Here is a 24,873-nt window from a genome sequence, read left to right on the forward strand (position 1 = left end):
GGCCGCCCCGCGTCAGTGTCCCGTCAGCCGCCGCGCCACTCCGTGCGCCACGACCGTCGCCGCTCCCGCGAAGCCCAGCGCCACGGCGAGGTCGCGCGGGCGGGTGGCGCGCAGGACGCCGGCGCGGCGCAGACGGCGGCGGGCCCAGAGGGTGAAGGGGACCACGACCAGGGGCGAGGTGACCGACCCGGGTGTGTAGCCGCGCACCAGTCCCGCCTGGGCGAGATGGACGAGGCCGTGCAGGCCGAAGGCGTTCAGCGCAGTCTGGTACGCGGCCGAGCGGCCGTCGGTCAGCCGTCCCGCGGCGGACGCGGCGGCCACCACGGCGGCCACCACGCCGACCGCCACCGCGAACTCCTGCCCGTCCACCGACCCGGCCCGCCGCCACACGGCCTCCGGCACGGCCGGGAACCGCTCGCGCAGGGCGGGGAGCCGGCGCCGCCACCAGCCCGGCACGGTCGCCAGCTCTTCGAGGTCGTGGAGGGCCCAGGCGGCCAGCAGGCCCAGGGTGACCGTGCCCCCGACCGCGCCCCCGATCCGTTCATCACGCGATGAATTCTGCACGTGATCAGTCTGCTACACGCCGACGATTCCGTTCCACCGCTTCGCGAACTCCGTCCGGTCCCCCGCCGGGATGTCCCGGGCGATCGCGAGCCGTTCGCGCATCGCCGCGTCCGGGAAGATCAGCGGGTCCTCGGCCAGGGCGGCGGTCTCCTCGTCGCCGGAGGAGGCGAGCACGTCCCGGGCGGCGGGAACCGGGCAGACGTAGTTGACCCAGGCGGCCAGCTCCGCGGCGACCTCGGGCCGGTAGTAGTGGTCGATCAGCCGCTCGGCGTTGGCCTTGTGCTCGGCAAGGTCGGGGATCATGAGGGACTCGGCCCACAGCTCGGCCCCCTCCTCCGGGACGACGAACTCGATGTCCGGGTCGTCCGCCTGGAGCTGGATCACGTCGCCGGAGTAGGCCTGACAGGCGAGGACGTCGCCGCTGGAGAGGTCCTTGATGTAGTCGTTGCCGGTGAACCGGCGGATCTGGCCCTCGGCGACCTGCTTCTCCACCTGGTCGCAGATCCGGTGGAAGTCGTCCGTCCTCCACCGGGTGATGTCCACGCCGTTGCCCTGCATGAGCAGCGCGAAGGCCTCGTCCATGCCGGACAGCAGGGTGACCCGGCCCTTGAGGTCGGCGGCCCACAGGTCGGACACGTGCCGGATCTCCCGGCCGAGCCTGCGCCGGTTGTACGCGATCCCGGTGATGCCCGACTGCCACGGCACGGTGAACTTCCGGCCGGGGTCGAAGGCAGGCGAACGCAGCAGCGGGTCCAGGTACTTGGCGACGTTCGGCTGGCGGGAGCGGTCCATCTCCTGGACCCAGCCCAGCCGGACGAACCGTCCGCACATCCAGTCGCTGATGACGATCAGGTCGCGGTCGGTGGGCTGGTGGTTCATCAGGGACGGGCTGATCTTGCCGAAGAACTCGTCGTTGTCGTTGATCTCCTCGATGTAGTCGACGGAGATGCCGGACTCCTTCTCGAACGCCGCAAGCGTGGGCCGCCGGCTCGGGTGCTCGTCGTCGGTGTCGATGTACAGCGGCCAGTTGGCCCAGGTCAGCCGCCGCTCGGTGGCGGACCGGTCGGTCGTGGACCGGTCGCCGGGCGCGACGTACGCGGCGGGGACACCACAGCCGGCCAGGGCACCGAGCGCGGCGGTGCCGCCCAGGCCGCGCAGCAGGGTACGACGGGAGAGCGAGGGCGTCCTCGGGAGCAGGGGCATGGCCGCAGGATGCCGGGCGCGCACGCACGCGGGCAATCGACGCTGCGTCGAGCGGGCCCGGCCAGGCCCGACACCCTGTCGAGCGCGCGGAGTTCACCAACACGGGCCGCGCCCGGCGGCCGGGGACCGGAGCGGAGGCGCGCCCCGCACCGGAGGGAGACGCACCGCGGCCCCGGACGGAGGCTCAGGCCTGCGTCCGGGGCCGCGCGCACCCTCAGGGGCCGGTCACGCGTCCAGCGACGTCATCACGTGCTTGATCCGCGTGTAGTCGTCGAAGCCGTACCCCGACAGGTCCTTGCCGTAGCCGGACTTCTTGAAGCCGCCGTGCGGCATCTCGGCGACCAGCGGGATGTGGGTGTTGATCCACACGCAGCCGAAGTCCAGCTTCTTGGACATCCGCATCGCGCGGCCGTGGTCCTTGGTCCACACCGAGGAGGCCAGCGCGTACTCGACGCCGTTGGCCCACTCGACGGCCTGGTCCTCGTCGCGGAAGGACTGGACGGTGATGACCGGGCCGAAGACCTCCTGCTGGATGATCTCGTCGTCCTGCTTGAGGCCGGAGACGACGGTCGGCGCGTAGAAGTAGCCCTTGTCGCCGACCCGGTGACCGCCCGCCTCGACCTTGGCGTGGGCGGGCAGGCGCTCGATGAACCCGGAGACCTGCTTGAGCTGGTTGGGGTTGTTGAGCGGGCCGTAGGCCACGTCCTCGTCGTCGGGCTGACCGGTCTTGATCTCGGACGCGGCCTTGGCGAGGGCGCTGACGAACTCGTCGTGGACCGACTCGTGGACCAGGACGCGGGTGGCCGCCGTGCAGTCCTGCCCGGCGTTGAAGTAACCCGCCTCCGAGATGCCCTCGACGGCCTTGGGGATGTCGCTGTCCTCGAAGACGACGACCGGCGCCTTGCCGCCCAGCTCCAGGTGGACCCGCTTGAGGTCCTTGGCGGCCGACTCGGCGACGGACATGCCGGCCCGCACCGAGCCGGTGATGGACGCCATCGCCGGGGTCTCGTGCTCGACCATCAGGCGGCCGGTGTCGCGGTCGCCGCAGACGACGTTGAAGACGCCCTTGGGCACGATCGAGCCGATGATGGCGGCCATCAGGGCCGTGGAGGCGGGGGTGGTGTCCGAGGGCTTGAGGACGACCGTGTTGCCCGCGGCGAGCGCCGGGGCGAACTTCCACACGGCCATCATCATCGGGTAGTTCCACGGCGCGACCTGCGCGCAGACGCCGATGGGCTCGCGGCGCACGAAGGAGGTCAGCCCCTCCATGTACTCACCGGCACCGCGTCCTTCGAGCATCCGCGCCGCGCCCGCGAAGAAGCGGATCTGGTCGACCATCGGCGGGATCTCCTCGGAGCGGGTCAGCCCGATCGGCTTGCCCGTGTTCTCCACCTCGGCCGCGATCAGTTCCTCGGCCCGCTCCTCGAACGCGTCCGCGATCTTCAGCAGGGCCTTCTGCCGCTCGGCCGGGGTGGTGTCGCGCCACGCCGGGAAGGCCGCCGCCGCGGCCGCCATCGCGGCGTCCACGTCCGCCTGCCCGGACAGGGGGGCGGTCGCGTAAGCCTCGCCCGTGGCGGGGTTGACCACTTCGGTGGTCCGTCCGTCGGCGGCGTCCCGGAACTCACCGTCGATGTAATTGCGCAGACGACGCAGCTCGGTGCTCACTGCCGGCCCTCCAAATTCGCTGTCCAGTGACTGAGACACCCACCCTAGACGGAGTCCCGACGTTTTCAACACCCCCACCGGCCCCCGGGGTGCGATATCCGCAGATTGAGACTCGCCAAACAACGAATTTCATCGATCCGGCCTTGCGAAACTGTCGATACGTCGTGCACAGTGAAGCCGTGGCCAGTCGAAGCGCAGACCAGAAGGACTCCCGCGAGTCCAGGAACGGCGGTCCCCAGTTGGACGCCGTCTCCCTCGCCATCATCGAGCAGCTCCAGGAGGACGGCCGCCGGCCGTACGCCGCCATCGGCAAGGCCGTGGGCCTGTCGGAGGCGGCCGTGCGCCAGCGCGTCCAGAAGCTCCTCGACCAGGGCGTGATGCAGATCGTCGCCGTCACGGACCCGCTCACGGTGGGCTTCCGGCGCCAGGCGATGGTCGGTGTCAACGTCGAGGGCGACGTGGAGTCCGTCGCCGACGCGCTGACGGCCATGTCCGAGTGCGAGTACGTGGTGATGACCGCGGGCTCGTTCGACCTGATGGTGGAGGTCGTCTGCGAGGACGACGACCACCTCCTGGAGGTCATCAACCGACGCATCCGGGCCGTGCCCGGCGTGCGCTCCACCGAGAGCTTCGTCTACATGAAGCTCAAGAAGCAGACCTATATGTGGGGAACCCGATAATCGTGAGCACCGACAGCCCCAAGGACCTCAGCAGGACCGCCTACGACCACCTGTGGATGCACTTCACCCGCATGTCGTCGTACGAGAACGCCCCCGTCCCCACCATCGTCCGCGGTGAGGGCACCCACATCTACGACGACAAGGGCAAGCGCTACCTCGACGGTCTCGCCGGCCTCTTCGTGGTCCAGGCCGGACACGGCCGCCAGGAGCTCGCGGAGACCGCCTCGAAGCAGGCGCAGGAGCTCGCCTTCTTCCCGGTGTGGTCCTACGCCCACCCCAAGGCCGTCGAGCTGGCCGAGCGCCTGGCGAACGAGGCCCCCGGCGACCTCAACAAGGTCTTCTTCACCACCGGCGGCGGCGAGGCGGTCGAGACCGCCTGGAAGCTCGCCAAGCAGTACTTCAAGCTGACCGGCAAGCCGACCAAGTACAAGGTCATCTCCCGCGCGGTGGCCTACCACGGCACCCCGCAGGGCGCCCTGTCCATCACCGGCCTGCCGGGCCTCAAGGCCCCCTTCGAGCCGCTGGTCCCCGGCGCGCACAAGGTGCCGAACACCAACATCTACCGCGCCCCGCTCTTCGGCGACGACCCCGAGGCCTTCGGCCGCTGGGCCGCCGACCAGATCGAGCAGCAGATCCTCTTCGAGGGCCCGGACACCGTCGCCGCGGTCTTCCTGGAGCCCGTGCAGAACGCCGGCGGCTGCTTCCCGCCGCCGCCCGGCTACTTCCAGCGGGTGCGCGAGATCTGCGACCAGTACGACGTGCTGCTCGTCTCGGACGAGGTCATCTGCGCCTTCGGCCGCCTGGGCACGACCTTCGCCTGCGACAAGTTCGGCTACGTACCGGACATGATCACCTGCGCCAAGGGCATGACCTCGGGCTACTCCCCGATCGGCGCGTGCATCATCTCCGACCGCCTCGCCGAGCCGTTCTACAAGGGCGACAACACCTTCCTGCACGGCTACACCTTCGGCGGCCACCCGGTCTCCGCCGCGGTCGGCATCGCCAACCTCGACCTGTTCGAGCGCGAGGGCCTCAACCAGCACGTGCTGGACAACGAGGGCGCCTTCCGCGCCACCCTGGAGAAGCTGCACGACCTGCCGATCGTCGGCGACGTCCGCGGCAACGGCTTCTTCTACGGCATCGAGCTGGTCAAGGACAAGAACACCAAGGAGTCCTTCACCGACGAGGAGACCGAGCGCGTCCTGTACGGCTTCCTCTCCAAGAAGCTCTTCGAGAACGGCCTGTACTGCCGTGCCGACGACCGCGGCGACCCGGTCATCCAGCTCGCCCCGCCGCTGATCTCCAACCAGGAGACCTTCGACGAGATCGAGCAGATCCTGCGCGCCACGCTGACGGAGGCGTGGACGAAGCTCTGATCCTCCGTCCGGTCGCCCCGGTCCGGCCCCCGGTCCGGCCCCCGGTCCGATCGCACCGGCCGATCACCGGTCGTCCTGTCGGATGATCATCACGGCCCCGGTGCCGCCCGTTCGAGTGAGACACGGCGGCCCGGGGCCTCGTGCTGTCCGGCCCGTGCGCGGGGACTGCTTAGCGTGCCCAGTGACCGATCGGCCCCGTCTTCGTTCCCCCGGAAGGGGGACGACCCGACCGGGGAAATACGGATCAGAACCGAGGTGTACGCCCATGGAGGCCCCGCCGGACAACGACGTGCTCTGGGCCCGCGCCCTGCACTTCCAGCACCACGACGGCTCCCCCGCGCTGCAAGGCGTGTCGCTCGGCGTGCGCGAGGGCGAGATCCTCGCCGTGAGCGGCCCGCGCGGCAGCGGCAAGACCACGCTGCTGCGCTGTCTGTCCGGCCTGGTCAAGCCGCAGGACGGCGAGGTGTGGTTCAACAGCGTGCCGGTGCACACCATGGGTCCGCTCGGCCGCGAACGGCTGCGCCGCGACCGCTTCGGCTGGATCGACCCCGTCCCGGCGCTCGTCCCGGAGCTGAACGCCTGGGAGAACGCCGCTCTCCCCCTCATGCTGCGCGGCACCGGCCGGCGCCGGGCCAAGACCGCGGCCCTGGAGTGGCTGGACCGTCTCGACGTCGGCGGCAAGGCCCGCAGGCGCCCGCACGAACTCCAGCAGGCCGAGCGGCAGCGCGTCTGCATCGCCCGCGCGCTCGCCGTCGCCCCGACGGTCCTCTTCGCCGACGAGCCGACCGCCCCCCTGCACCGTGCCGACCGCGCCCACGTGCTGCGGACGCTCACCACGGCCGCCCGCTCGCACGGCATCACCGTGCTGCTCGCCACGCACGACGCGCAGACCGCCGCCCTGGCCGACCGCTCGGTGGCGCTGCTCGACGGACGGCGGGTGCGGACCGTGCACCTCCCCCCGCTCGCCGAGACCACGGTGGCCACGGGCGCCGCCGGGACTCCCGGAACGGAAGGCCGGGCGGCGTGCTCGCTCTCCGCCTGACCCGCACCGCCCACCTCGCCGTCCACCTGCGCCGCCTGCTGGTCGCGGTGGCCTCGGCGGGAACGGGCTTCCTGCTGCTGTGCGCCCTCGGCCACGCGCTGAGCCACCCGGACGCGCCCGGCGCCTCGGCCCTGCGCCTGGCCTGGTGCGCGGCGCCGCTCGCCGCCGCGGTGTACCTCGCGGTCGCCGTGGCCCGCACCGATCCCGGCACCCGGCCCCGCTCGGGACTGTCGGCGATCGGTCTGGGCCCCGGCCGGCTGATGGCCGTCTCGGCGACGACGACGGCCCTGTCCGCCGCGCTCGGTTCGGTGGCGGCCCTGCTCGCCTTCCTCCACCTGCGCGGTGACCTGACCGGCGGCCGGCCCTCCGGCCGCGTGGCGGCCGACGCCCTGGCCGTCGGCCAGTCCCTCCCGGCCCCGGCCGCCCTGACCCTGCTGGTCCTCGTACCGGCCCTCGCCTCGGCCGCGGTCGCCCACACGCTGCGCCCCCGCGACCCCCGGCCCGCCAAGGCCACCGCACCCCGCGGTTACGGCCGCTTCGGCGCGTACGGCTGGGGCAAGGCCCGCGAGACCTTCGGCGCCTACGGCCGCTTCGGCGCCCGCACCGCCCCGGCCGCCGCGCCCGCCGGCACCCACGCCGCCGTAGCCGCGGACGCTCAGGCCGCCGTAACTGCGGGCAGTCGTGCCGCTGGGGCGGCACGGGTGGGCGAAGGCGGCGCCCTGCTCACGCAGGCGAGTGATCCCCACCCCTCAGCCCTCGCGGACGCCACCCCGCAGACACCGGACACGCACCCCGACCCTGCCCCCCGCCCCCAGAGCACCACCGCCCTCCCCTGGGGCATCGCCGTACTCGCCGCGGGCCTCACCGTCGAGACCTACACCGGCAACGCCTCCGCCGCCCCCGCCCCCGGCACCGCCCCCTCCGCCGGCGTCCTGATCGGCTGGGCCCTCACGGCCCTGGGCCTCGCCCTGGCCGGGCCGGGCCTCACCCACTGGTGCGGCCGCCTGCTCCAGGCCGGCCGCCCCGGTGCGCTGCGCCTGCTGTCCGGCCGCGTCCTCATGGAGGAGTCGCACCGCGTCGGCCGCCCCCTCGGCGTCGTGGCCGCCGTCGCCGCCGCGGCGTACGTGGCCGCCACGGTGTACGACGGGGACGGGCCGGCCTTCGGGCCGCTCGCCGGCCTGGGCGCCCTCCTGGTGGCCGGCTGCACGGTGGCCACCCTCCTGACCGCCGCCGTGGAGGCCAAGCACGCCCGGGCCGACACCACGGACGCCCTGCTGCGGCTGGGCGCGCCCCCGGCGACCCTGCGTGCCGCCGCCGCCGTACGCGCCGCCGCCCTGCTCGCCCTGTTCGGTCCGCTGACCCTGATCGTCGCGGTGCTCGCGGCGCTGCCGCTGGACCACTGAGCGGGGGGAAACTTCTTTCGAGAAAGTCCGCCGAGCGCCGATGACTTCCGGCGCCGTCCCCCGTCTACCTCTTCGAACGGCACGACATCGGCAGCACCTCGAACGGGAGAGACCCCCATGTACCAGCAGATGATCTTCGTGAACCTGGCGACCGGCGACCTCGACGCCGCCAAGAAGTTCTTCACCGGACTGGGCTGGGAGCTCAACGCCCAGTTCAGTGACGACTCCACCGCCTCGTTCCCGGTGAGCGACACCATCGTCGTGATGGTCCACACGCCGCAGAAGTACCGCCAGTTCACGAAGAAGGACATCGCCGACTCGACGAAGTCCAGCGAGGTGCTGATCGCACTGAGCGCCGAGAGCCGCGAGAAGGTCGACGAGCTGGTGGAGAAGGCGGTCGCGGCCGGCGGTTCGGTCTCCGGCGAGACCCAGGACCACGGCTTCATGTACGGCCGGGCCTTCGACGACGTCGACGGCCACACCTTCGAGGTCGTGTGGATGGACCCGGCGGCGGTCCAGGGCTGACCGGGGCGCATGCCTAGCATGGGCGGGTGGATCCGATACCCGCCCAGCGCAGGGCCCGGCCAGAGCACGGGCCGCTGTCCCAGTTCCAGTCCCACCACGCCTCCCACGACCGCGAGATCGAGAGCCTCGACGCATTCGACGCCGTCGTCTCGGCGCACGGCTCCCTCGCCCATCACCGCGTCCAGGCGGTCGACCTGACGGACCGTACGGACGTTCTGCTCGCCACGGACACCGAGGGGGCCGTCTTCCTCGGCTGCCCGATGGACCCGGGTGCCGCCGCCCGGGTGCGTGCCGCAGGCGCCCTGGTCTTCCCGCCCGTACCGGGCCTCCCGTTCGACCCCTACCGGGGGCACCTCTACTCCCCCGGCGAGCTGTTCGCCCGTCTCGACGAGGGCTACGCGGCGACACCGGACGCCCTGGCCTACGAGTGGTTCCAGCAGACCGGGGCCGACGGGGACGTGTTCGCCTCCATGCTGCGCGCCATTCACGACGACTCGGTCTCGGACGCCCTGGACGAACTCGTCGCCGGCGCCCGGGTGGTGGGCGTCATGGGCGGTCACGCCATGGCCCGGGGCACCGTGGAGTACGCGGGGGCCGCGCGCCTGGGCCGTGAACTGGCCCGCGCCGGGCTCACGGTGGCGACGGGCGGCGGACCGGGCGCGATGGAGGCGGCCAACCTCGGGGCGTACGCCGCCCCCTTCGCGGACGGCATGCTGGACGACGCCCTGACGCTGCTCGCCAAGGTCACCTCGTTCACGCCGTCGGTCACCGACTGGGCGCGGGCCGCGTTCGAGGTGCGCGAACGCTGGCCCGGCGGCGGGGAGTCGGTCGGCATCCCCACCTGGTTCTACGGCCACGAGCCGCCCAACGCCTTCGCCGCGCACATCGCCAAGTACTTCGCGAACGCCACCCGCGAGGACGGCCTGCTGGCCCGCTCCACCGCGGGCGTGGTGTTCCTGCCGGGCGCGGCCGGCACCGTGCAGGAGATCTTCGACAACGCGACGCCCAACTACTACGAGTCGCGCGGCGAACCCACCCCCATGGTGCTCGTGGACCGGGAGCACTGGACCAGGACGCTGCCGGCGTGGCCGCTGCTGCGGTCGCTCGCCAAGGGGCGGGCGATGGAGTCCCGGATCGCGTTGGTCGACCGGATCGAGGAGGCGCCCGAGGCGCTGAAACGCGTCGGCGGTTAATAAGAAGGCAAAGTCAACGTCCGGCGCGGGCATATGCGTTGACACTTCTTACGCTCCGCTTATAGACCTGTGAGGCTCATGGGTGTGCTGATGCCGCGCCATCGAGCGTCGGCACTCTCTCCACCCCCCGCATCCGCGCTCCCGTAAAGGACAAACGTGGCAGCCCTGTCCATAATCAGCCGTACGGCATCACGCCGTGGCGTCCGCGCCCTCGGCGTCGTCGCCGCCTCCGCGGCCCTGGCGCTCAGCGCCTCGGGTTCCGCCCTCGCCTGCAACATCGGCGAGTTCTCCGCCGAAGCCATCTGCGACGGGGACAACGGTGTCATCACCGTCACCGACGTGGACCCCGCCGGCGTCCCGGCCACCGTCACCGTCTCCCTGAAGAGCACCGGCGAGCAGGTCGGCCAGGAGACGGTGAAGGGCTCCAAGGAGGGCACCACCGTCTCCTTCGCCGTGGACTGGAAGCCGAACACGGAGTACCGCGTCCACGTCAAGGCGGACCGGTACGTCGACGAGTACATCAAGCCGGACGTGACGACCCCGTCGACGCCGTGCAAGACCGAGGAGACCCCGTCTCCGACGCCGACCCCGTCGGAGAGCTCCTCCACCCCGTCCGACGAGTCCCCGGCGCCCGAGCCGTCCACGTCGGCGCCCGCTCCGTCGCAGCCGGAGAGCAGCGCCCCGGCGGCCGCGCCGAGCGAGAACGCCCCGTCCCCGGCGGCCGGTGACTCCAACCTCGCCGAGACCGGTGCCAACTCCAACACCGGCATGATCGCCGGTATCGCGGCGGCCCTGGTCGTCGTCGGTGGCGGCGCCGTCTTCTTCGGCCTGCGCCGTCGCGGAGCGAACAGCAACAGCTGACGCCCGCACCCCGCTCACGCACCGCGGTGGCCCGTCCCGTTCCGGGGCGGGCCACCGTCGTGTCAGCGGCTGCCCGCGGCGGATGGCGGCAGGGCGTCCGTGCGGGGCCCGCGCGGGTCGTGCCCCGTGCCCCGTGCCCCGTGCCCCGTGCCCCGGGAACGGGACGATCACCCGAGCACGACGATTTCCGCCCCGTCGAACTCCACCCCGACCGCGTCCCCGACCTCCGGCGCGTCCCGCAGGGCGCACGCCGCCTCCAGGCGGGGCGCGTCCTGCGGCTGGAGGTGCACGGCGACGTGGGTGCCGCGGAAGGTGCGGGCCGTGACCGTACAGCGCAGGCCCTCGTCGGCGGGGACGACGCGGACCCCGGCCGGCCGTACGAGCACCGTCCGCGTGCCCTGCGGGGCGCCCTCGGGGACCGGCACCTTGCCCCACGGCGTGTCCGCGGCCTGTCCGGCGACGGACGCCTCGGTCACGTTGTCGAAGCCGAGGAAACGGGCCACGAAGGCGTCGGCGGGCCGCTGCCACACCTCCAGGGGCGTCCCCGACTGTGCGATCCGTCCGTCCCGCATCACCACGACCCGGTCGGCGAGCGCGAACGCCTCGCCCTGGTCGTGCGTGACGGCGAGCACCGTGGTGCCCAACCGCCCGAACAGCTCCCGCAGTTCCACCACGAGACGCTCCCGCAGCGAACGGTCCAGCTGGCCGAGCGGCTCGTCCAGCATCAGCAGCCGGGGGCGGGGCGCGAGGGCGCGGGCCAGCGCCACCCGCTGCTGCTCCCCGCCGGAGAGCGCGGCGACGGACCGGCGGGCGGCGCCCGGCAGTCCGACCAGTTCCAGCAACTCCGCCACCCGGGCCCGCTGCTCGGTCCGGGACGCGCCGCGCATCCGTGGTCCGAAGGCGACGTTCCCGGCCACGTCGCGCTGCGGGAACAGCTGGTGGTCCTGGAACATCAGCCCGAGCTCACGCCGGTGCGCGGGCACTCCCGACTGGTCCCGCCCGTCGAGCGTCACCCGTCCGGCGTCCAGCGGCTGGAGCCCGGCGACCGCCCGCAGCAGCGTCGACTTGCCGCTGCCGCTGGGCCCGAGCACGCACACCACCTCGTGCTCGGCGACATCGAGGTCGACGGCGTTGAGCACGGCCCGCCCACCGAAGCGGACCGTGGCACCCTCAAGACCCAGCAGGCTCGGCGGCATGTCAGAACTCCCCGCTCCGGTCGGTCCGCAGTCGCTCCAGCACCACCAGGGCCACGGCGCACACCAGCATCAGAATCGTCGAAAGGGCCATCGCCTGGCCGTAGTTCATGTCCCCGGGCCGGCCCAGCAGCCGCGCCACGGCGACCGGCAGGGTCGGGTTGTCCGGCCGCGCGATGAACACGGTCGCCCCGAACTCCCCCAGCGACACCGCGAAGGCGAACCCGGCCGCGACCAGCAGCGCCCGCCGCACCATGGGCAGGTCCACCTCGCGCCACACCCGCCACGGCGACGCGCCCAGCACCGCCGCCGCCTCCCGCAGCCGCCCGTCCACCGCCCGCAGCACCGGCAGCACGGTCCGTACGACGAAGGGGACGCCCACCAGCGCCTGCGCGAGCGGCACCAGGATCCAGGAGGACCTGAGGTCCAGCGGGGGTTCGTCCAACGCGATCAGGAATCCGAAACCGACCGTCACGGCCGACACCCCGAGCGGCAGCATCAGCAGCGCGTCGAAGCCGCGCACGAAGCGGCCCGCGTCGCGCCGGGTGAGCGCGGTCGCGGCCAGCGCGCCGATCACCACGGCGATGGCGGTGGCGGCGACGGCGTACTGGAGCGAGTTGCCGATCGCCTCGATCGGCGGGACGAGGAAGGCACCGCCGTCCTCGTCGGCCAGCGCCCGGTAGTAGCCGAAGCCGGACGCGCCCAGCGACCGCTGCACGAGCACCGTCAGTGGCAGCACCAGCAGCACGAGGACGGTGCCGAGGACCCCGGCGAGCAGCGCCCACTGCCCGGCTCCGCGCGGCCGGCGCGCGGTGGTGGCCGCGTCCACCAGCCGCAGAGCCGTCTCGCGCCGCCGTACGGTCCAGGCGTGCACGGCGAGGATCGCGGCGACGGCCGCGAACTGGACCATCGTCAGCACGGCGGCCGTGGACAGGTCGAAGAGCTGCGAGGTCTGCCGGTAGATCTCCACCTCGAGGGTGGAGAAGGTGGGCCCGCCGAGGATCTGGACGACACCGAAGGAGGTGAAGGTGAACAGGAAGACCATCAGCGCGGCGGCGGCCACGGCGGGCGCCAGCGCGGACAGCGTGACCCGCCGCCAGGCCCGCAGCCGGGAGGCGCCGAGCATCCGCGCCGCCTCCTCCTGCCGCGGGTCGAGCTGCGCCCACAGGCCGCCGACGGTGCGGACGACGACGGCGTAGTTGAAGAAGACGTGCGCGAGCAGGATCGCCCACACCGTGGTGTCCAGGCGTACGCCCCACAGCTCGTCCAGCAGCCCGCCGCGCCCGACCAGGGCCAGGAACGCGGTGCCGACCACGACCGTGGGCAGCACGAACGGCACGGTCACCACGGCCCGCAGCAGCTGCTTGCCGGGGAAGTCGAAGCGGGCGAAGACGTACGCGCCGGGCAGCGCGACCAGCAGGGTGAGCGCGGTGGACGCGAGCGCCTGCCAGCTGGTGAACCACAGGACGTGCCGCACGTCGGACTGCGCGAGCACCTCCCCGATCCGCCCGAGCCGCCAGGCCCCGTCGGTTTTGAGGCCGCGGGCGACGATCGCGGCGACGGGGTAGGCGAAGAACACCGCGAAGAACGCGACGGGCACGGCCATGAGCCCGAGCCGCACCGCGCCGCCGCGCCCGGTCCGCGCCGGCCTCACCGGCCGTTTGACCGCCTGCTTCACCGCCTGCTTCACCGCCCGCGTCCCTTCGTGGCTCGCTTCAGGCTCACTTCAGTACGAGCGAGGTCCACGACTTGACCCACTGGTCACGGTTGTCCGCGATCTTCGCCGGGTCCAGGGTCTGCGGGTCCTTCGCCTGCGGCCCGTACTTCGTGAACACCTCGGGGAGCCGCGCGCCCTCCCGCACCGGGTGGACGAACATGTTCAGCGGCATGTCCTCCTGGAAGTCCTTGCTCAGCAGGAAGTCGAGGAGTGCCTTGCCGCCCTCGGGGTTCCCGGCGTTGGCGAGCAGGCCGGCGTACTCGATCTGGCGGAAGCAGGTGCCGTCGGCGACGCCCGTGGGAGCGGTGGCCGGCTGCGGGTCGGCGTAGACGACCTCGACGGGCGGGGAGGACGCGTAGGAGACGACGAGGGGCCGGTCGCCCTTGGCCTTCTTGCCGCCGGCCGAGCCGGAGAACTCCTCGTTGTACGCCTGCTCCCAGCCGTCGACGACCTTGACCCCGTTCGCCTTGAGCCTCTTCCAGTAGCCCTCCCACCCGTCGTCACCGTACTTGGCGGCGGTGCCGAGCAGGAAGCCCAGGCCGGGCGAGGACGTGCCGGCGTTCTCGGTGACGAGCAGGTTCTTGTACTCGGGCTCGACCAGGTCGTCGAAGGACTTCGGCGGGGTCAGGCCGTGCCGGTCGAAGTAGGCCTTGTCGTAGTTGACGCAGATGTCGCCGGTGTCGATCGGCGTGACCCGGTGCTCCTCCCGGTCCGCCTGGTAGTCGGCGGGCACCTGGTCCAGGCCCTTGGCCTCGTACGGCTGGAACAGGCCGTTGTCGAGGGCGCGGGACAGCAGGGTGTTGTCGACGCCGAAGAAGACGTCGCCCTGCGGGTTGTCCTTGGTCAGGATGGCCTTGTTCACGGCCTGCCCGGCGTCGCCGTCCTCCAGGACCTTGACCTTGTAGCCGGAGCTCTTCTCGAAGGCGGCGATGACGTCCTTGGACGCGGCCCACGAGTCGTGGCTGACCAGGGTCACGGTCTTGGAGTCGCCGGAGCCGCTGCCGGCGTCGTCGGACGACGATCCGCAGGCGGCCAGCGTGCCGACCATGCCGAGTCCGACGGCCAGGACACTGACCTTCTTGGTGATGCTCACTGAATTCCTCCTGGGTGACCAGGAGAAGACGCGGCCCCGCCCGGGCCTCTGGCGAGGGTCCCGGGCAGGGCGCAACAGCTCGAGTGGTGACCGATCTCCCTACCCAGAATGACCTGGGCCAGGTTCGGAGGGTCTGCGGCCGGTGCCGCACTCTCAGCGCTGTGGCGCTCCCCTGTCGGAATATGAAGATGTGACTGTGCTGACGTACTTCCGCCGGTCAGGTTACCGCTCGCTCGCGGCCAGCTGACCACACGCCCCGTCGATCTCCTGCCCACGGGTGTCCCGGATGGTCACCGGCACACCGTGCGCGGCGATCGCTTCCACGAACGCCTTCTCGTCCTCGGGCCGCGAGGCGGTCCACTTGGAGCCCGGCGTGGGGTTGAGCGGGATCAGGTTCACGTGCACGGGCCTGCCCTTGAGCAGCCGCCCGAGACGGTCACCGCGCCAGGCCTGGTCGTTGATGTCGCGGATCAGGGCGTACTCGATGGACAGCCGGCGCCCGGACTTCGCCGCGTACTCGAACCCGGCGTCCAGCACCTCGCGCACCTTCCACCGCGTGTTGACGGGGACGAGGGTGTCGCGCAGCTCGTCGTCGGGGGCGTGCAGGGAGATGGCGAGGCGGCACTTGAAGCCCTCACCGGTGAAGCGATGGATGGCGGGGACGAGACCGACCGTGGAGACGGTGATCCCGCGCTGGGAGAGCCCCAGCCCGTCCGGCTCGGGGTCGGTGAGCCGGCGAATCGCGCCCACCACCCGGTTGTAGTTGGCGAGGGGCTCGCCCATGCCCATGAACACGATGTTGCTGAGCCGCGCGGGGCCTCCCGGGACCTCGCCGTCCCTGAGCGCCCGCATGCCGTCCACGATCTGGTGCACGATCTCGGCGGTCGACAGGTTCCGGTCCAGGCCGGCCTGGCCGGTGGCGCAGAAGGGGCAGTTCATGCCGCAGCCGGCCTGAGAGCTGATGCACATGGTCACCCGGTCCGGGTAGCGCATGAGGACGGACTCGACCAGCGTCCCGTCGAACAGCTTCCACAGCGTCTTACGGGTGGTCCCCTGGTCGGTCGACAGGTGCCGCACGACCGTCATCAGCTCGGGCAGCAGCGCTTCCCTGAGCCCCTCCCGCGCACCGGCGGGGATGTCGGTCCACTGCTCGGGGTCGTGCGCGTACCGCGCGAAGTAGTGCTGCGAGAGCTGCTTCGCACGGAACGGCTTCTCACCGATCGCGGCGACAGCCTCCTTGCGCTCGGCAGGCGTGAGATCGGCAAGGTGCCGCGGCGGCTTCTTGGCTCCGCGCGGCGCGACGAATGTGAGTTCTCCGGGCTTAGGCATGACCTTCCCAGTGTGGCAGATCATCTCCGGGAGCCCAGGCCAGAGCGGGGTGGGGGTGGTCACCCGTGGGTGCCGACTGTCAGCGCTGGTCGGCCTCGGACCGCCCAGGGACGGCCCAGGACTCGGTCAGCCGTCGTCGTAGGTACCCAGGTGGCGGCGCCACGGCCCGTCATTCCATCTGCGCTGGAGGGACCGGGAGCTGTTCCTTGTACGGCCATGTGAAGGTGCGGTCGGGCTCTAGATGGGCGTCGCCCCAGTGAATGGCATGGACGCCGTTCTCGGCGTCGGCCGTGAAGAACACGCAGACGAGCTTGGTGGAAGCTCCCAGCTCCTCGAACGCTTCGTGCAGCCCCAGGTACTCCTCGGTCACCAGGTCGTCGTCGACCTCGAACAGCCCCTCCGGAGAATGCGGCCCGTGCGCCCGGAACAGCCGTTGCCGCGTGGGCGAAGCATTGGCGGGCAGCCGGCCCGGTCCAGTGGCCTGGGCCTGTCGGCGCCGCCAGGGCGACACCGTACGGACTCCGCTTCTTCAGCCCCGCAGCGAGGTGCGCGGCATGTACGCGCACCTGATGCCGTCGAGCCAAGAGCGCAACAGGAAGGCCGTGGACCGGGCATTCCTGCCTATGGAGCCGGGCACACGCGAGGAATGACCTCCTGTCTCGCGGCATCGGTTCAACTGGCAGAGCGCTGGGACGGCCCTCCGTGGTTCAAGTGGGCCTTCTTGGGCGCGTGGGTGCTCTGCGGAGTGTTCGTGCTCTACAAGCTGAGCCAGAACGGTTGGAAGTTCCCCCGGCGACGTTGAGGCGGCCTCACTGGGCAGAGGTGATACGGCCCTGCGAGTCCGACGGCCCGAAGACGGCCCGGCACCACGAAACAGGCCCCCTATCCGCACTGAACGTGCCGGTAGGGGGCTTGTTCTGGTCTCTTGCCTGCCAGTCCTCCAGGCTTAAGCACGGCTGTACCAGTGGTGCAGATCGACTCCGAGGGCCCGTTCCGGTGCGGGGTGGGGGTGGTCACCCGTGGTCACCCGTGGCTGCCGGCTGTCGGCGCCGGTCGGCCTCCGACGCCTCAGGACCGCCCAGTGACGGCCCAGGGACGTCCCAGTGACCGCCCAGGACTCGGTCACCCGGACGAGCGCGGCGTTCTCCGCCTACGCCTTGAGCCAGGTGACCCAGGTCGGCATGGCCTCGCGCATCACGGCCATCGCGTTCACCGATTCCCGGAGTCTCCGAGCGAAGCCGGCCCGGTACTCCGGACTCCCGCCCCGGTGGCCGCAGGCCACCCACAGCTCCCACGCCGCCACTCCCACGTGTCCGGCGAACATGCCGGTGAACGCCGACTCGTCGACCGCCCCGACCGCCCCTCCCGCAGCGACGTACCCGGAGAGGCACGCTTCGACGACACGGCGTTCGGGCACCTCCGGGCCGCGGTCGAAGCCGGCCAGCTGGAAAGCGGTGTAGACCAGCTCCCACCAGGGGTCCTGCGCCCCGGCGGCATCGAAGTCCAACAGGACGGGCCCACCGGAGCCGATCAGGATGTTCTGGTGCCGGATGTCGCGATGCATGACCAACCTGGACTGCCACAGCTCCTGTTGGTCCTCGATCATGGCCTCGGTCCGCTCCACCGACAGCCTGAAGGTGCGGACGTGCTCGGCACCGAGGACCTCTAGGCGTTCGGCATGAGCGAACCATTCCTCCCACTCGTCATGGGAGTTCGGCGAGTAGTCGCCACCGACGGTCGGGTCGGCCGGAATCGCGCACCGTGCGAGGTCGGCGACGAGCCCGCCCGCCCAGGCCACCGACGCTTCCGACATCGGCCCCGTCGGATGCGCGCCCTCGGCGAAACGCACCGCACGGGCGTAGAAACCGTCCCCGACCGGTCGCCACAGACCCGCTTCTGCCAGAGCCGTCGACTGCGGCTCGGGCATCGCGACACCGATCTCCCACGCGGCGGCTTCCAACCTCCCCGCCTGGGCAGCCATGGGCAGCCAGAAGTCACCCCCGGGCTGGGCGATCTTCACCACCCATGAGCCGGAGTCGGTAACGGCCTTCCACACCGGGCTCCGCTCGTCATCCTTGAGCAGCAGCGGGACATCCAGCAACCGCCCCAATCCGAGCCGCTCGGCCACCTGCGCCAGGTTCATGACCAGTCATTCAACGGTCCCACCGCCCCGGCAACAACCGAATTAGGGAGCGTTTGATCCTGATTCTGGCTGGTTCGGCAGATCCGATGGGGCAACCTGTGGCGCCCGCGAGTGGGCCCCGGCCGTGGCCGCGACCGGGGCCCCTCACTCGCTCCCCGTACGCCTAGCCGCAGGCACAGCTCGCGGCATCCGGGGCCTCTCGGGTGGTCCGACCGGTGCAGCAGCCGTCTCCGTCGGTGTCGGGGGCGGCGCTCTTGCCGAGGGTGTCGGCGTCGGCCTTCACGACGTAGACCTCCCAGGGCTCCTTCCCGGGGCCGTGCACCCACACCTTGTCCTGGAGGGCGTAGCAGCAGGAGGTGTCGTTCTCCTCGAAGGTGGCCAGACCGGCGTCCTTGAGGCGGGTCGTGGCCGCGGCGACCCGGTCGGTGGACTCGACCTCCACGCCGAGGTGGTCCAGCCGGGTCTCCTCGCCGGGCTCGCCCTCGATCAGGACGAGCTTGAGCGGGGGTTCCGTGATGGCGAAGTTGGCGTAGCCCTCGCGCCGCTTGGCCGGGTCGGTGCCGAACAGCTTCGCGTAGAAGGTGATCGACGCTTCCAGGTCGCTGACACGCAGGGCGAGCTGAGCGCGGGACATGGCAGGGCTCCCATCGGTTTGTTTCGATGTTCTTCGATACACGATTGCGCAGTGCATCGAAGGATGTCAACATAGAGGCATGTCGAATCAAGACGAGGTGGCGCTCGGCCGGACCGACGAGCCGGGGGCCTGCTGCCCCGGGCTGCTGACCGCTCCTCTGGACGAGGACCAGGCCGTGGACCTGGCGAAGGTGTTCAAGGCACTGGGTGACCCGGTGCGGCTGCGCCTGCTGTCGATCATCGCCTCCCGGGCGGGCGGTGAGGTGTGCGTGTGTGATCTGACCCCGGCCTTCGACCTGTCCCAGCCGACGATCTCGCACCACCTGAAGCTGCTGCGGCAGGCCGGTCTCGTCGACTGCGAACGGCGCGGCACGTGGGTCTACTACTGGCTGCTCCCGGAGACGACCGACCGGCTGGCGGGCATCCTGTCCCGTCCCGTGGGGGAGCCTCTTCCCGACCGCCGCGCGCCGGCCGGGGCCGCTTCGTGAGCACTGCCGCACCTGAGCGGGGCGTGGCGGGGCGCCTGTCCTTCCTGGACCGCTTCCTCGCCGTCTGGATCCTCGCCGCCATGGCCGCCGGACTGGTCCTGGGCCGCCTGGTCCCGGGCCTGGGTGACGCGCTGGCCGAGGTGACCGTCACGGGGGTGTCCCTGCCGATCGCCCTGGGACTGCTCGTGATGATGTATCCGGTGCTGGCCAAGGTCCGCTACGACCGCCTCGACACCGTCACACGCGACCGCCGTCTCCTGCTGCCGTCCCTGCTGCTCAACTGGATCATCGGCCCGGCGCTGATGTTCGCCCTGGCCTGGCTGCTCCTGCCGGACCTGCCCGCCTACCGCACCGGGTTGATCATCGTCGGCCTGGCCCGCTGCATCGCCATGGTCGTCATCTGGAACGACCTCGCCTGCGGTCACCGCGAAGCCGCCGCCGTCCTCGTCGCCCTGAACTCCGTCTTCCAGGTCATCGCGTTCTCGGCACTCGGCTGGTTCTACCTCTCCGCCCTGCCCGGCTGGCTCGGCCTGGAACGAACCGCCCTGGACGTCTCGGTCTGGGAGATCGCCCGCAGCGTGCTCATCTTCCTCGGCATCCCGCTCGCAGCCGGCTACCTCACCCGCCGCATCGGCGAGCGAACCAAGGGCCGCACCTGGTACGAGGCCACGCTCATCCCGCGCATCGGCCCCTTCGCCCTGTACGGGCTTCTCTTCACGATCGTCATCCTCTTCGCCCTCCAAGGCGACGCCATCACCTCGCAGCCTCTGGACGTCGCTCGCATCGCCCTGCCGCTGCTGGTCTACTTCGCGATCATGTGGGCCGGATCAATGCTCCTGGGACGCGCCGTCGGCCTGGACCACCCGCGTGCGACGACGCTGGCCTTCACGGCTGCGGGCAACAACTTCGAACTGGCCATCGCGGTCGCCATCGCCACCTTCGGCGCCTCCTCCGGGCAGGCCCTCGCCGGCGTCGTCGGCCCCCTCATCGAGGTCCCCGTACTGATCGGCCTCGTGTACGTCGCCCTGCACGCTCGCCGCTACTTCACCACCCCGGCCGCCGCCCCCGCGACCCAGGAGGACGCCGCCCATGCCTGACACCGCCGTCCCGTCAGTCCTGTTCGTCTGCGTCCACAACGCCGGACGCTCACAGATGGCCGCCGCCTTCCTCACCCACCTCGCGGGCGACCGCGTCCAGGTCCGCTCCGCCGGCTCCGCTCCCGCCGACACCGTCAACCCCGCCGTCGTCGAGGCCATGGCGGAGGTGGGTGTCGACATCGCCGCCGAGGTACCCAAGGTGCTCACGACCGACGCGGTCCAGGCGGCCGACGTCGTGATCACGATGGGCTGCGGCGACACCTGCCCCGTCTTCCCCGGGAAGCGGTACCTCGACTGGGACCTCCCCGACCCGGCCGGGCAAGGGGTCGAAGCGGTCCGCACGATCCGCGACGAGATCGAGAAGCGCATCCGCGGCCTGGTCGACGAGGCGAACCTCACCGGGCCGTCGTCGACAGGACCGGCGGATCCGAGCCCCGACCGTCAGCGCTGCCCCTGAGCAGGACGAACCGCCGGTCCGGCGAGCAGCGAGCGCGCGAGTCGGGGCAGCCGCGCAGCGCCGCTCCCTTGGGCGGAGACGAGTCCTTCTCCGAACCGCCCGCCGACGCGGTGAGCCCGGCTGCCCGCCACCACGGCCGGCAGCAGAGCCACCCAGCGCTCGCGATTTCTTCCCCTCCAGTGGTGACGCGGGAGCACCACGTCGGCCGGCGTGGAGCTCCGAAGGGCTCCGCCGCCTGCCGACGACTCACCGCCGCCGCGGAGGGGGTGACGGGAACCCCGGCCGCATGCGTTCCGCCGACGCCCGCAGGGACGAGGCGAGCCGCCCCGGAACGCACCGCGCCCCTCCCGCGGGGGCGGCCACGCGTCGTGCGGCCGCGGATGCGGGAGGGGCGGGGGCGCCGGTACGTCGGCGGCGGCCGGCCCGGCGTCAGCCGGATCCGACGAAGATCACCAGCAGCAGCCACACCACCGGCGCCGTCGGCAGCAGGGAGTCCAGCCGGTCCATGATGCCGCCGTGGCCCGGCAGGAGGGTGCCCATGTCCTTGATGCCGAGGTCGCGCTTGATCATGGACTCGCCGAGGTCGCCCAGGGTGGCGCTGACGGCGACGGCGAGGCCGAGCAGCAGGCCCTGCCACCAGGTGCCGTCGTCGATCAGGAACTGCGTGCACAGCGCGCCCGCCGCCATCGCGAACCCCACCGCGCCCAGCAGGCCCTCGCGGGTCTTGCCGGGGCTGATGCGGGGGGCGAGCTTCTTCTTGCCGAAACGCCAGCCGACGGCGTACGCCCCGGTGTCGCTGACGACCGTCAGTATCAGGAAGACCAGGACGCGCCAGGCACCGTCGTCCGCCATCAGCATCATGGTGACGAACGTGGCCAGGAACGGTACGTAGAACGCGGCGAACAGGCCGGCCGTGACGTCCCTCAGGTAGCCCTCGGGGGGCTCCGTCATCCGCCAGACGAGGACCGCGAGCGCCGTGAGCGCCATGGCGACCCACGCCCCCTCGGCGCCGCGGGCGTAGCCGGCGACCACCATCGCCGCGCCGCCGATGGCGAGCGGCACGAGGGGCGCCTTGATGCCCTTGCGCTCCTCCAGCCGCTTGGTCAGCTCCCACAGGCCCACCACGACGGCGATGACGACCACACCGACGAAGACGGCCTTCACCACGAACAGCGACGCGATGATCACCACGCCGAGGCCGACGCCGACTCCTATCGCGGACCCCAGGTCGCGCCCCGCGCTCTTCTTCTGCGGCGGCTGGGAGTGCGCCGGCTGCGGGGCGTCGGGCATGGGCTCCGGATTCTGCGGCACCACCGCATACGGCTGCGCCGGCGGGGTCTGGTCGCGGTACGGCTCGTCGCGAGCGGGCTGGGCGTGGAACGGCTCGTCCCGGAACAAGGGACCGCTCAGCCGAGCGGTCCCCTGGTCGTCGTCCTGGTCACCGCCGTGTTCGGGTACGTCGGGCACGATGGGCATGGGGCGAGTCTGCTGCGCGTAGTGCGCATCGTACGCGGGACCCGCCGGGTCGGCGCCCTGGGCGGGTCCCCGGTCGGACGGCCCCCAGTACCCGGCTTGTGGCGGCGCCCCCCAGGAAGAGTCGTTCATCAGACCTCGAGCAGCTCCGCTTCCTTGTGCTTCAGGAGCTCGTCCACCTGTGCGACGTACTTGGCGGTGGTGTCGTCGAGCTCCTTCTCCGCACGGCGGCCCTCGTCCTCGCCGACGTCGCCGTCCTTGACCATCTTGTCGATGCCGTCCTTGGCCTTGCGGCGCACGGAGCGGATCGAGACCTTGGCGTCCTCGCCCTTGGCCTTGGCGACCTTGATGTACTCGCGGCGACGCTCCTCGGTGAGCTCGGGGAACGTCACCCGGATGATGTTGCCGTCGTTGCTCGGGTTGACGCCCAGGTCGGAGTCGCGGATCGCCTGCTCGATGTTGCGCAGGGCGCTCTTGTCGAAGGGCGTCACCACGGCCATGCGCGGCTCGGGCACGGAGAACGAGGCCAGCTGGTTGATCGGCGTCAGCGCGCCGTAGTAGTCGGCCACGATCTTGTTGAACATCGCCGGGTGCGCACGGCCGGTGCGGATCGCGGCGAAGTCCTCCTTGGCGACCACGACGGCCTTCTCCATCTTCTCCTCGGCCTCGAGGAGGGTCTCTTCGATCACCACTTGCTCCTGCGTGTCTTGAGTAGGCCCGGCTGCGGTTCCCTGGGGACGGCGGCCGGCTGCGTCGCGTTCTTCCTGCACGGTTCCCGACCGGTGGGACATTGTCCATCCCCCGGCCCGGTCCCGTCCCGTCCGTCCCCCGGACAGGGGGCGTCCGCGGACGGGAGGTGTTCTCCGGTCAGTCCCGGCTGCCCTGGTCCCCCACGAGCGTGCCGATCTTCTCACCCTTGACGGCGCGGGCGATATTGCCCTCCTTCAGCAGCTCGAACACCACGATCGGAAGGCTGTTGTCGCGGCAGAGGGTGACGGCCGTGGCGTCGGCGACCTTCAGCTCGCGGGTGATGACCTCGCCGTAGCCGAGCGCGTCGAACTTCACCGCGTCCGGGTTGGTCTTGGGGTCGGAGTCGTAGACACCGTCCACGCCGTTCTTGCCCATGAGCAGGGCCTCGGCGTCGATCTCGAGGGCACGCTGCGCGGCGGTGGTGTCGGTGGAGAAGTACGGCATGCCCATCCCGGCGCCGAAGATGACCACGCGCCCCTTCTCCAGGTGGCGCACGGCGCGCAGCGGGATGTACGGCTCGGCGACCTGGCCCATGGTAATGGCGGTCTGCACGCGGCAGTCGACGCCCTCCTTCTCCAGGAAGTCCTGGAGGGCCAGGCAGTTCATCACGGTGCCGAGCATGCCCATGTAGTCGGAGCGGGCCCGGTCCATGCCGCGCATCTGCAGCTCGGCGCCGCGGAAGAAGTTGCCGCCGCCGATGACGATCGCGATCTCGGCGCCGTCCCGGACGACGGCCGCGATCTCACGGGCGATGGCGTGCACCACGTCGGGGTCGACGCCCAGGCCCCCACCGCCGGAGAAGGCCTCTCCGGACAGCTTCAGCATGAAGCGGCCGCGTACTTTGCCGTCGTCGCTCTTCTCGGCCTTGGTGGTCATGGAGATCTCGCCTCTTTTACGTGGGTCACACACACGAAGAAGGCCACTGCCGGTGGGGGCGTGTTTCGCATCCCATACGCGGCAATGGCCTCCTCGTCAGATCTGCTGTCGTCCGCCGCCACGCGCGTGTACGCAACGGCATACGCGAACGGCGCCGACGACTGCTGTCGACCCTACCGGGGTCGCACGTCCGTCGCGGTACGGACTCAGATGCCGACCTTGATGCGCGAGAAGCGCTTCAGGCTGACACCGGCCTCTTCCAGCACCTTCTGGACGGACTTCTTGTTGTCCAGGGCGTAGGGCTGGCCGAGCAGGGTGGCGTCCTTGAAGAAGCCGTTGAGGCGACCCTCGACGATCTTCGGCAGGGCGGCCTCGGGCTTGCCCTCGGCGCGGGTGGTCTCCTCGGCGACGCGGCGCTCGGACTCGACGACGTCGGCCGGCACGTCCTCCTTGGAGAGGTACTTCGGCGCGAAGGCGGCGATGTGCTGGGCGACGCCCTTGGCGATCTCGGCGTTCGGCTTGTCCAGCTCGACGAGGACACCGATCTGCGGGGGCAGGTCGGGCATCGTGCGGTGCATGTACGCGGTCACGAAGCCGCCGGAGAACTGCGCGAAGCGGTCCAGGACGATCTTCTCGCCGAGGTTGGCGTTGGCCTCGTCGACGTACGCCTGGACGGTCTTGCCGGGCTCGATCTCGGAGGCGAGCAGCGCCTCCAGGTCGGCCGGGGCGGCCTTGGCGACGTGCTCGGCGATGGCCGTGGCGACGCCCTGGAACTTCTCGCCCTTGGCGACGAAGTCCGTCTCGCACTTCAGCTCGACGAGCACACCCGAGGTGTTGTCGTCGGCGATGATCGAGACGACGGCACCATTCTCGGCAGAGCGGCCCTCGCGCTTGGCGACGCCCTTCTGGCCCTTGATACGGAGCGCCTCGACGGCCTTCTCGACGTTGCCCTCGGCCTCGTCCAGCGCCTTCTTGCAGTCCATCATGCCGGCGCCGGTGAGCTCGCGGAGCTTCTTGACGTCGGCGGCGGTGTAGTTCGCCATGATTCCGGAATCTCTCTCGAAGTCTGAAGATCTACGGGCCGGACGGCGGGGGCTTCGTGGGCCCCCGCC

General features: G+C 71.3%; 24 protein-coding genes and 1 riboswitch. Of the genes, 10 read left to right on the forward strand and 14 right to left on the reverse strand.

Going from position 1 to position 24,873, the window contains the following annotated elements:
* Positions 1 to 12 precede the first annotated feature (12 nt).
* The 3 genes from ACIBCJ_RS29155 to ACIBCJ_RS29165 form a co-directional block, all read right to left on the reverse strand.
* Positions 13 to 564 carry an HXXEE domain-containing protein gene (locus ACIBCJ_RS29155; RefSeq protein WP_362508474.1) on the reverse strand — a complete coding sequence of 184 codons (552 nt, stop codon included), beginning with the start codon at positions 562 to 564 and terminating at the stop codon, positions 13 to 15.
* 12 nt (positions 565 to 576) lie between these two features.
* Positions 577 to 1,767, reverse strand: coding sequence for an extracellular solute-binding protein (locus ACIBCJ_RS29160; RefSeq protein ID WP_362103752.1), 1,191 nt, complete (start codon positions 1,765 to 1,767; stop codon positions 577 to 579).
* A gap of 225 nt (positions 1,768 to 1,992) precedes the next feature.
* On the reverse strand, positions 1,993 to 3,432 hold the full coding sequence (locus ACIBCJ_RS29165; RefSeq protein WP_365981123.1) for a gamma-aminobutyraldehyde dehydrogenase: 1,440 nt from the start codon (positions 3,430 to 3,432) through the stop codon (positions 1,993 to 1,995).
* Between the two features lie 164 nt (positions 3,433 to 3,596).
* On the opposite strand from ACIBCJ_RS29165, the gene ACIBCJ_RS29170 reads away from it, so the two are divergent.
* From ACIBCJ_RS29170 to ACIBCJ_RS29200, 7 genes are all read left to right on the forward strand, one after another.
* Entirely contained in the window at positions 3,597 to 4,112 is a 516-nt protein-coding gene (locus tag ACIBCJ_RS29170; RefSeq protein ID WP_133889441.1) for an Lrp/AsnC family transcriptional regulator, read from the forward strand.
* A 2-nt stretch (positions 4,113 to 4,114) separates the two neighbouring features.
* A complete protein-coding gene (locus ACIBCJ_RS29175) occupies positions 4,115 to 5,488 on the forward strand; it encodes an aspartate aminotransferase family protein (protein ID WP_362103749.1) in 1,374 nt (457 codons plus the stop codon).
* Between the two features lie 265 nt (positions 5,489 to 5,753).
* Positions 5,754 to 6,530, forward strand: a complete 777-nt coding sequence (locus ACIBCJ_RS29180; RefSeq protein WP_362508468.1) for an ATP-binding cassette domain-containing protein — start codon at positions 5,754 to 5,756, stop codon at positions 6,528 to 6,530.
* Complete coding sequence (locus ACIBCJ_RS29185; RefSeq protein WP_365981124.1) at positions 6,512 to 7,933, forward strand: hypothetical protein; 1,422 nt, start codon at positions 6,512 to 6,514, stop codon at positions 7,931 to 7,933. The genes ACIBCJ_RS29180 and ACIBCJ_RS29185 overlap by 19 nt, the downstream gene beginning before the upstream one ends.
* 117 nt (positions 7,934 to 8,050) lie before the next feature.
* Positions 8,051 to 8,458, forward strand: coding sequence for a VOC family protein (locus ACIBCJ_RS29190; RefSeq protein ID WP_362103746.1), 408 nt, complete (start codon positions 8,051 to 8,053; stop codon positions 8,456 to 8,458).
* A 74-nt stretch (positions 8,459 to 8,532) separates the two neighbouring features.
* Positions 8,533 to 9,651 carry an LOG family protein gene (locus ACIBCJ_RS29195; RefSeq protein WP_365981189.1) on the forward strand — a complete coding sequence of 373 codons (1,119 nt, stop codon included), beginning with the start codon at positions 8,533 to 8,535 and terminating at the stop codon, positions 9,649 to 9,651.
* A gap of 156 nt (positions 9,652 to 9,807) precedes the next feature.
* Positions 9,808 to 10,512, forward strand: coding sequence for an LAETG motif-containing sortase-dependent surface protein (locus ACIBCJ_RS29200; RefSeq protein ID WP_362103745.1), 705 nt, complete (start codon positions 9,808 to 9,810; stop codon positions 10,510 to 10,512).
* A gap of 167 nt (positions 10,513 to 10,679) precedes the next feature.
* On the opposite strand, the gene ACIBCJ_RS29205 is transcribed toward ACIBCJ_RS29200, so the two are convergent.
* The 7 genes from ACIBCJ_RS29205 to ACIBCJ_RS29235 form a co-directional block, all read right to left on the reverse strand.
* Positions 10,680 to 11,708: an ABC transporter ATP-binding protein gene (locus ACIBCJ_RS29205; protein WP_365981125.1), complete on the reverse strand. Its 1,029-nt coding sequence runs from the start codon at positions 11,706 to 11,708 to the stop codon at positions 10,680 to 10,682.
* Position 11,709: 1 nt separating this feature from the next.
* The gene (locus ACIBCJ_RS29210; RefSeq protein WP_365981190.1) at positions 11,710 to 13,311 is read right to left on the reverse strand and encodes an iron ABC transporter permease; all 1,602 of its coding nucleotides are present in this window, start codon (positions 13,309 to 13,311) and stop codon (positions 11,710 to 11,712) included.
* 115 nt (positions 13,312 to 13,426) lie between these two features.
* Positions 13,427 to 14,515, reverse strand: coding sequence for a thiamine ABC transporter substrate-binding protein (locus tag ACIBCJ_RS29215; protein ID WP_365981126.1), 1,089 nt, complete (start codon positions 14,513 to 14,515; stop codon positions 13,427 to 13,429).
* Positions 14,516 to 14,593: 78 nt separating this feature from the next.
* Positions 14,594 to 14,699, reverse strand: a riboswitch (TPP riboswitch).
* Between the two features lie 38 nt (positions 14,700 to 14,737).
* The gene (rlmN, locus tag ACIBCJ_RS29220; protein ID WP_133889450.1) at positions 14,738 to 15,844 is read right to left on the reverse strand and encodes a 23S rRNA (adenine(2503)-C(2))-methyltransferase RlmN; all 1,107 of its coding nucleotides are present in this window, start codon (positions 15,842 to 15,844) and stop codon (positions 14,738 to 14,740) included.
* A 169-nt stretch (positions 15,845 to 16,013) separates the two neighbouring features.
* Positions 16,014 to 16,355: a hypothetical protein gene (locus tag ACIBCJ_RS29225; RefSeq protein WP_365981127.1), complete on the reverse strand. Its 342-nt coding sequence runs from the start codon at positions 16,353 to 16,355 to the stop codon at positions 16,014 to 16,016.
* Between the two features lie 639 nt (positions 16,356 to 16,994).
* The gene (locus ACIBCJ_RS29230; RefSeq protein ID WP_399283720.1) at positions 16,995 to 17,987 is read right to left on the reverse strand and encodes an aminoglycoside phosphotransferase family protein; all 993 of its coding nucleotides are present in this window, start codon (positions 17,985 to 17,987) and stop codon (positions 16,995 to 16,997) included.
* 163 nt (positions 17,988 to 18,150) lie between these two features.
* Entirely contained in the window at positions 18,151 to 18,621 is a 471-nt protein-coding gene (locus tag ACIBCJ_RS29235) for an ArsI/CadI family heavy metal resistance metalloenzyme (protein ID WP_365981129.1), read from the reverse strand.
* Positions 18,622 to 18,700: 79 nt separating this feature from the next.
* Here ACIBCJ_RS29235 and ACIBCJ_RS29240 point away from each other — a divergent pair, with 79 nt between their 5' ends.
* Genes ACIBCJ_RS29240 through ACIBCJ_RS29250 form a run of 3 tightly spaced genes read left to right on the forward strand, consistent with a single transcriptional unit; the run spans position 18,701 to position 20,662 of the window.
* Positions 18,701 to 19,108 (forward strand): metalloregulator ArsR/SmtB family transcription factor, encoded by a 408-nt coding sequence (locus ACIBCJ_RS29240; protein ID WP_365981130.1) that lies wholly within the window; start codon positions 18,701 to 18,703, stop codon positions 19,106 to 19,108.
* The gene (gene arsB / locus ACIBCJ_RS29245; RefSeq protein ID WP_365981131.1) at positions 19,105 to 20,205 is read left to right on the forward strand and encodes an ACR3 family arsenite efflux transporter; all 1,101 of its coding nucleotides are present in this window, start codon (positions 19,105 to 19,107) and stop codon (positions 20,203 to 20,205) included. Before ACIBCJ_RS29240 ends, arsB begins: the two co-directional genes overlap by 4 nt.
* On the forward strand, positions 20,198 to 20,662 hold the full coding sequence (locus ACIBCJ_RS29250; protein ID WP_365981132.1) for an arsenate reductase ArsC: 465 nt from the start codon (positions 20,198 to 20,200) through the stop codon (positions 20,660 to 20,662). The genes arsB and ACIBCJ_RS29250 overlap by 8 nt, the downstream gene beginning before the upstream one ends.
* 429 nt (positions 20,663 to 21,091) lie before the next feature.
* Here the strand turns inward: ACIBCJ_RS29250 and ACIBCJ_RS29255 are convergent, their stop codons facing one another.
* The 4 genes from ACIBCJ_RS29255 to tsf all read right to left on the reverse strand — a co-directional run bounded on the left by ACIBCJ_RS29255 (position 21,092) and on the right by tsf (position 24,804).
* Entirely contained in the window at positions 21,092 to 22,267 is a 1,176-nt protein-coding gene (locus tag ACIBCJ_RS29255; protein WP_362103736.1) for a phosphatidate cytidylyltransferase, read from the reverse strand.
* Positions 22,267 to 22,824, reverse strand: coding sequence for a ribosome recycling factor (frr, locus tag ACIBCJ_RS29260; RefSeq protein ID WP_133889456.1), 558 nt, complete (start codon positions 22,822 to 22,824; stop codon positions 22,267 to 22,269). Before frr ends, ACIBCJ_RS29255 begins: the two co-directional genes overlap by 1 nt.
* A gap of 178 nt (positions 22,825 to 23,002) precedes the next feature.
* Positions 23,003 to 23,761 (reverse strand): UMP kinase, encoded by a 759-nt coding sequence (gene pyrH / locus ACIBCJ_RS29265; RefSeq protein ID WP_133889457.1) that lies wholly within the window; start codon positions 23,759 to 23,761, stop codon positions 23,003 to 23,005.
* A gap of 206 nt (positions 23,762 to 23,967) precedes the next feature.
* A complete protein-coding gene (gene tsf, locus ACIBCJ_RS29270; protein WP_362103735.1) occupies positions 23,968 to 24,804 on the reverse strand; it encodes a translation elongation factor Ts in 837 nt (278 codons plus the stop codon).
* Positions 24,805 to 24,873 lie beyond the last annotated feature (69 nt).

The sequence above is a fragment of the Streptomyces sp. NPDC051136 genome (assembly GCF_044455745.1).
Classification (GTDB): domain Bacteria; phylum Actinomycetota; class Actinomycetes; order Streptomycetales; family Streptomycetaceae; genus Streptomyces.

Coding starts and splice junctions, on each gene's coding strand:
- ACIBCJ_RS29160 (WP_362103752.1), bottom strand. CDS start 1,767: ATGCCCCTGCTCCCGAGGACGCCCTCGCTCTCCCGTCGTACCCTGCTG.
- ACIBCJ_RS29180 (WP_362508468.1), top strand. CDS start 5,754: ATGGAGGCCCCGCCGGACAACGACGTGCTCTGGGCCCGCGCCCTGCAC.
- ACIBCJ_RS29190 (WP_362103746.1), top strand. CDS start 8,051: ATGTACCAGCAGATGATCTTCGTGAACCTGGCGACCGGCGACCTCGAC.
- ACIBCJ_RS29205 (WP_365981125.1), bottom strand. CDS start 11,708: ATGCCGCCGAGCCTGCTGGGTCTTGAGGGTGCCACGGTCCGCTTCGGT.
- ACIBCJ_RS29210 (WP_365981190.1), bottom strand. CDS start 13,311: ATGGCCGTGCCCGTCGCGTTCTTCGCGGTGTTCTTCGCCTACCCCGTC.
- rlmN (WP_133889450.1), bottom strand. CDS start 15,844: ATGCCTAAGCCCGGAGAACTCACATTCGTCGCGCCGCGCGGAGCCAAG.
- ACIBCJ_RS29230 (WP_399283720.1), bottom strand. CDS start 17,987: ATGAACCTGGCGCAGGTGGCCGAGCGGCTCGGATTGGGGCGGTTGCTG.
- ACIBCJ_RS29235 (WP_365981129.1), bottom strand. CDS start 18,621: ATGTCCCGCGCTCAGCTCGCCCTGCGTGTCAGCGACCTGGAAGCGTCG.
- ACIBCJ_RS29240 (WP_365981130.1), top strand. CDS start 18,701: ATGTCGAATCAAGACGAGGTGGCGCTCGGCCGGACCGACGAGCCGGGG.
- ACIBCJ_RS29250 (WP_365981132.1), top strand. CDS start 20,198: ATGCCTGACACCGCCGTCCCGTCAGTCCTGTTCGTCTGCGTCCACAAC.
- ACIBCJ_RS29255 (WP_362103736.1), bottom strand. CDS start 22,267: ATGAACGACTCTTCCTGGGGGGCGCCGCCACAAGCCGGGTACTGGGGG.
- pyrH (WP_133889457.1), bottom strand. CDS start 23,761: ATGACCACCAAGGCCGAGAAGAGCGACGACGGCAAAGTACGCGGCCGC.
- tsf (WP_362103735.1), bottom strand. CDS start 24,804: ATGGCGAACTACACCGCCGCCGACGTCAAGAAGCTCCGCGAGCTCACC.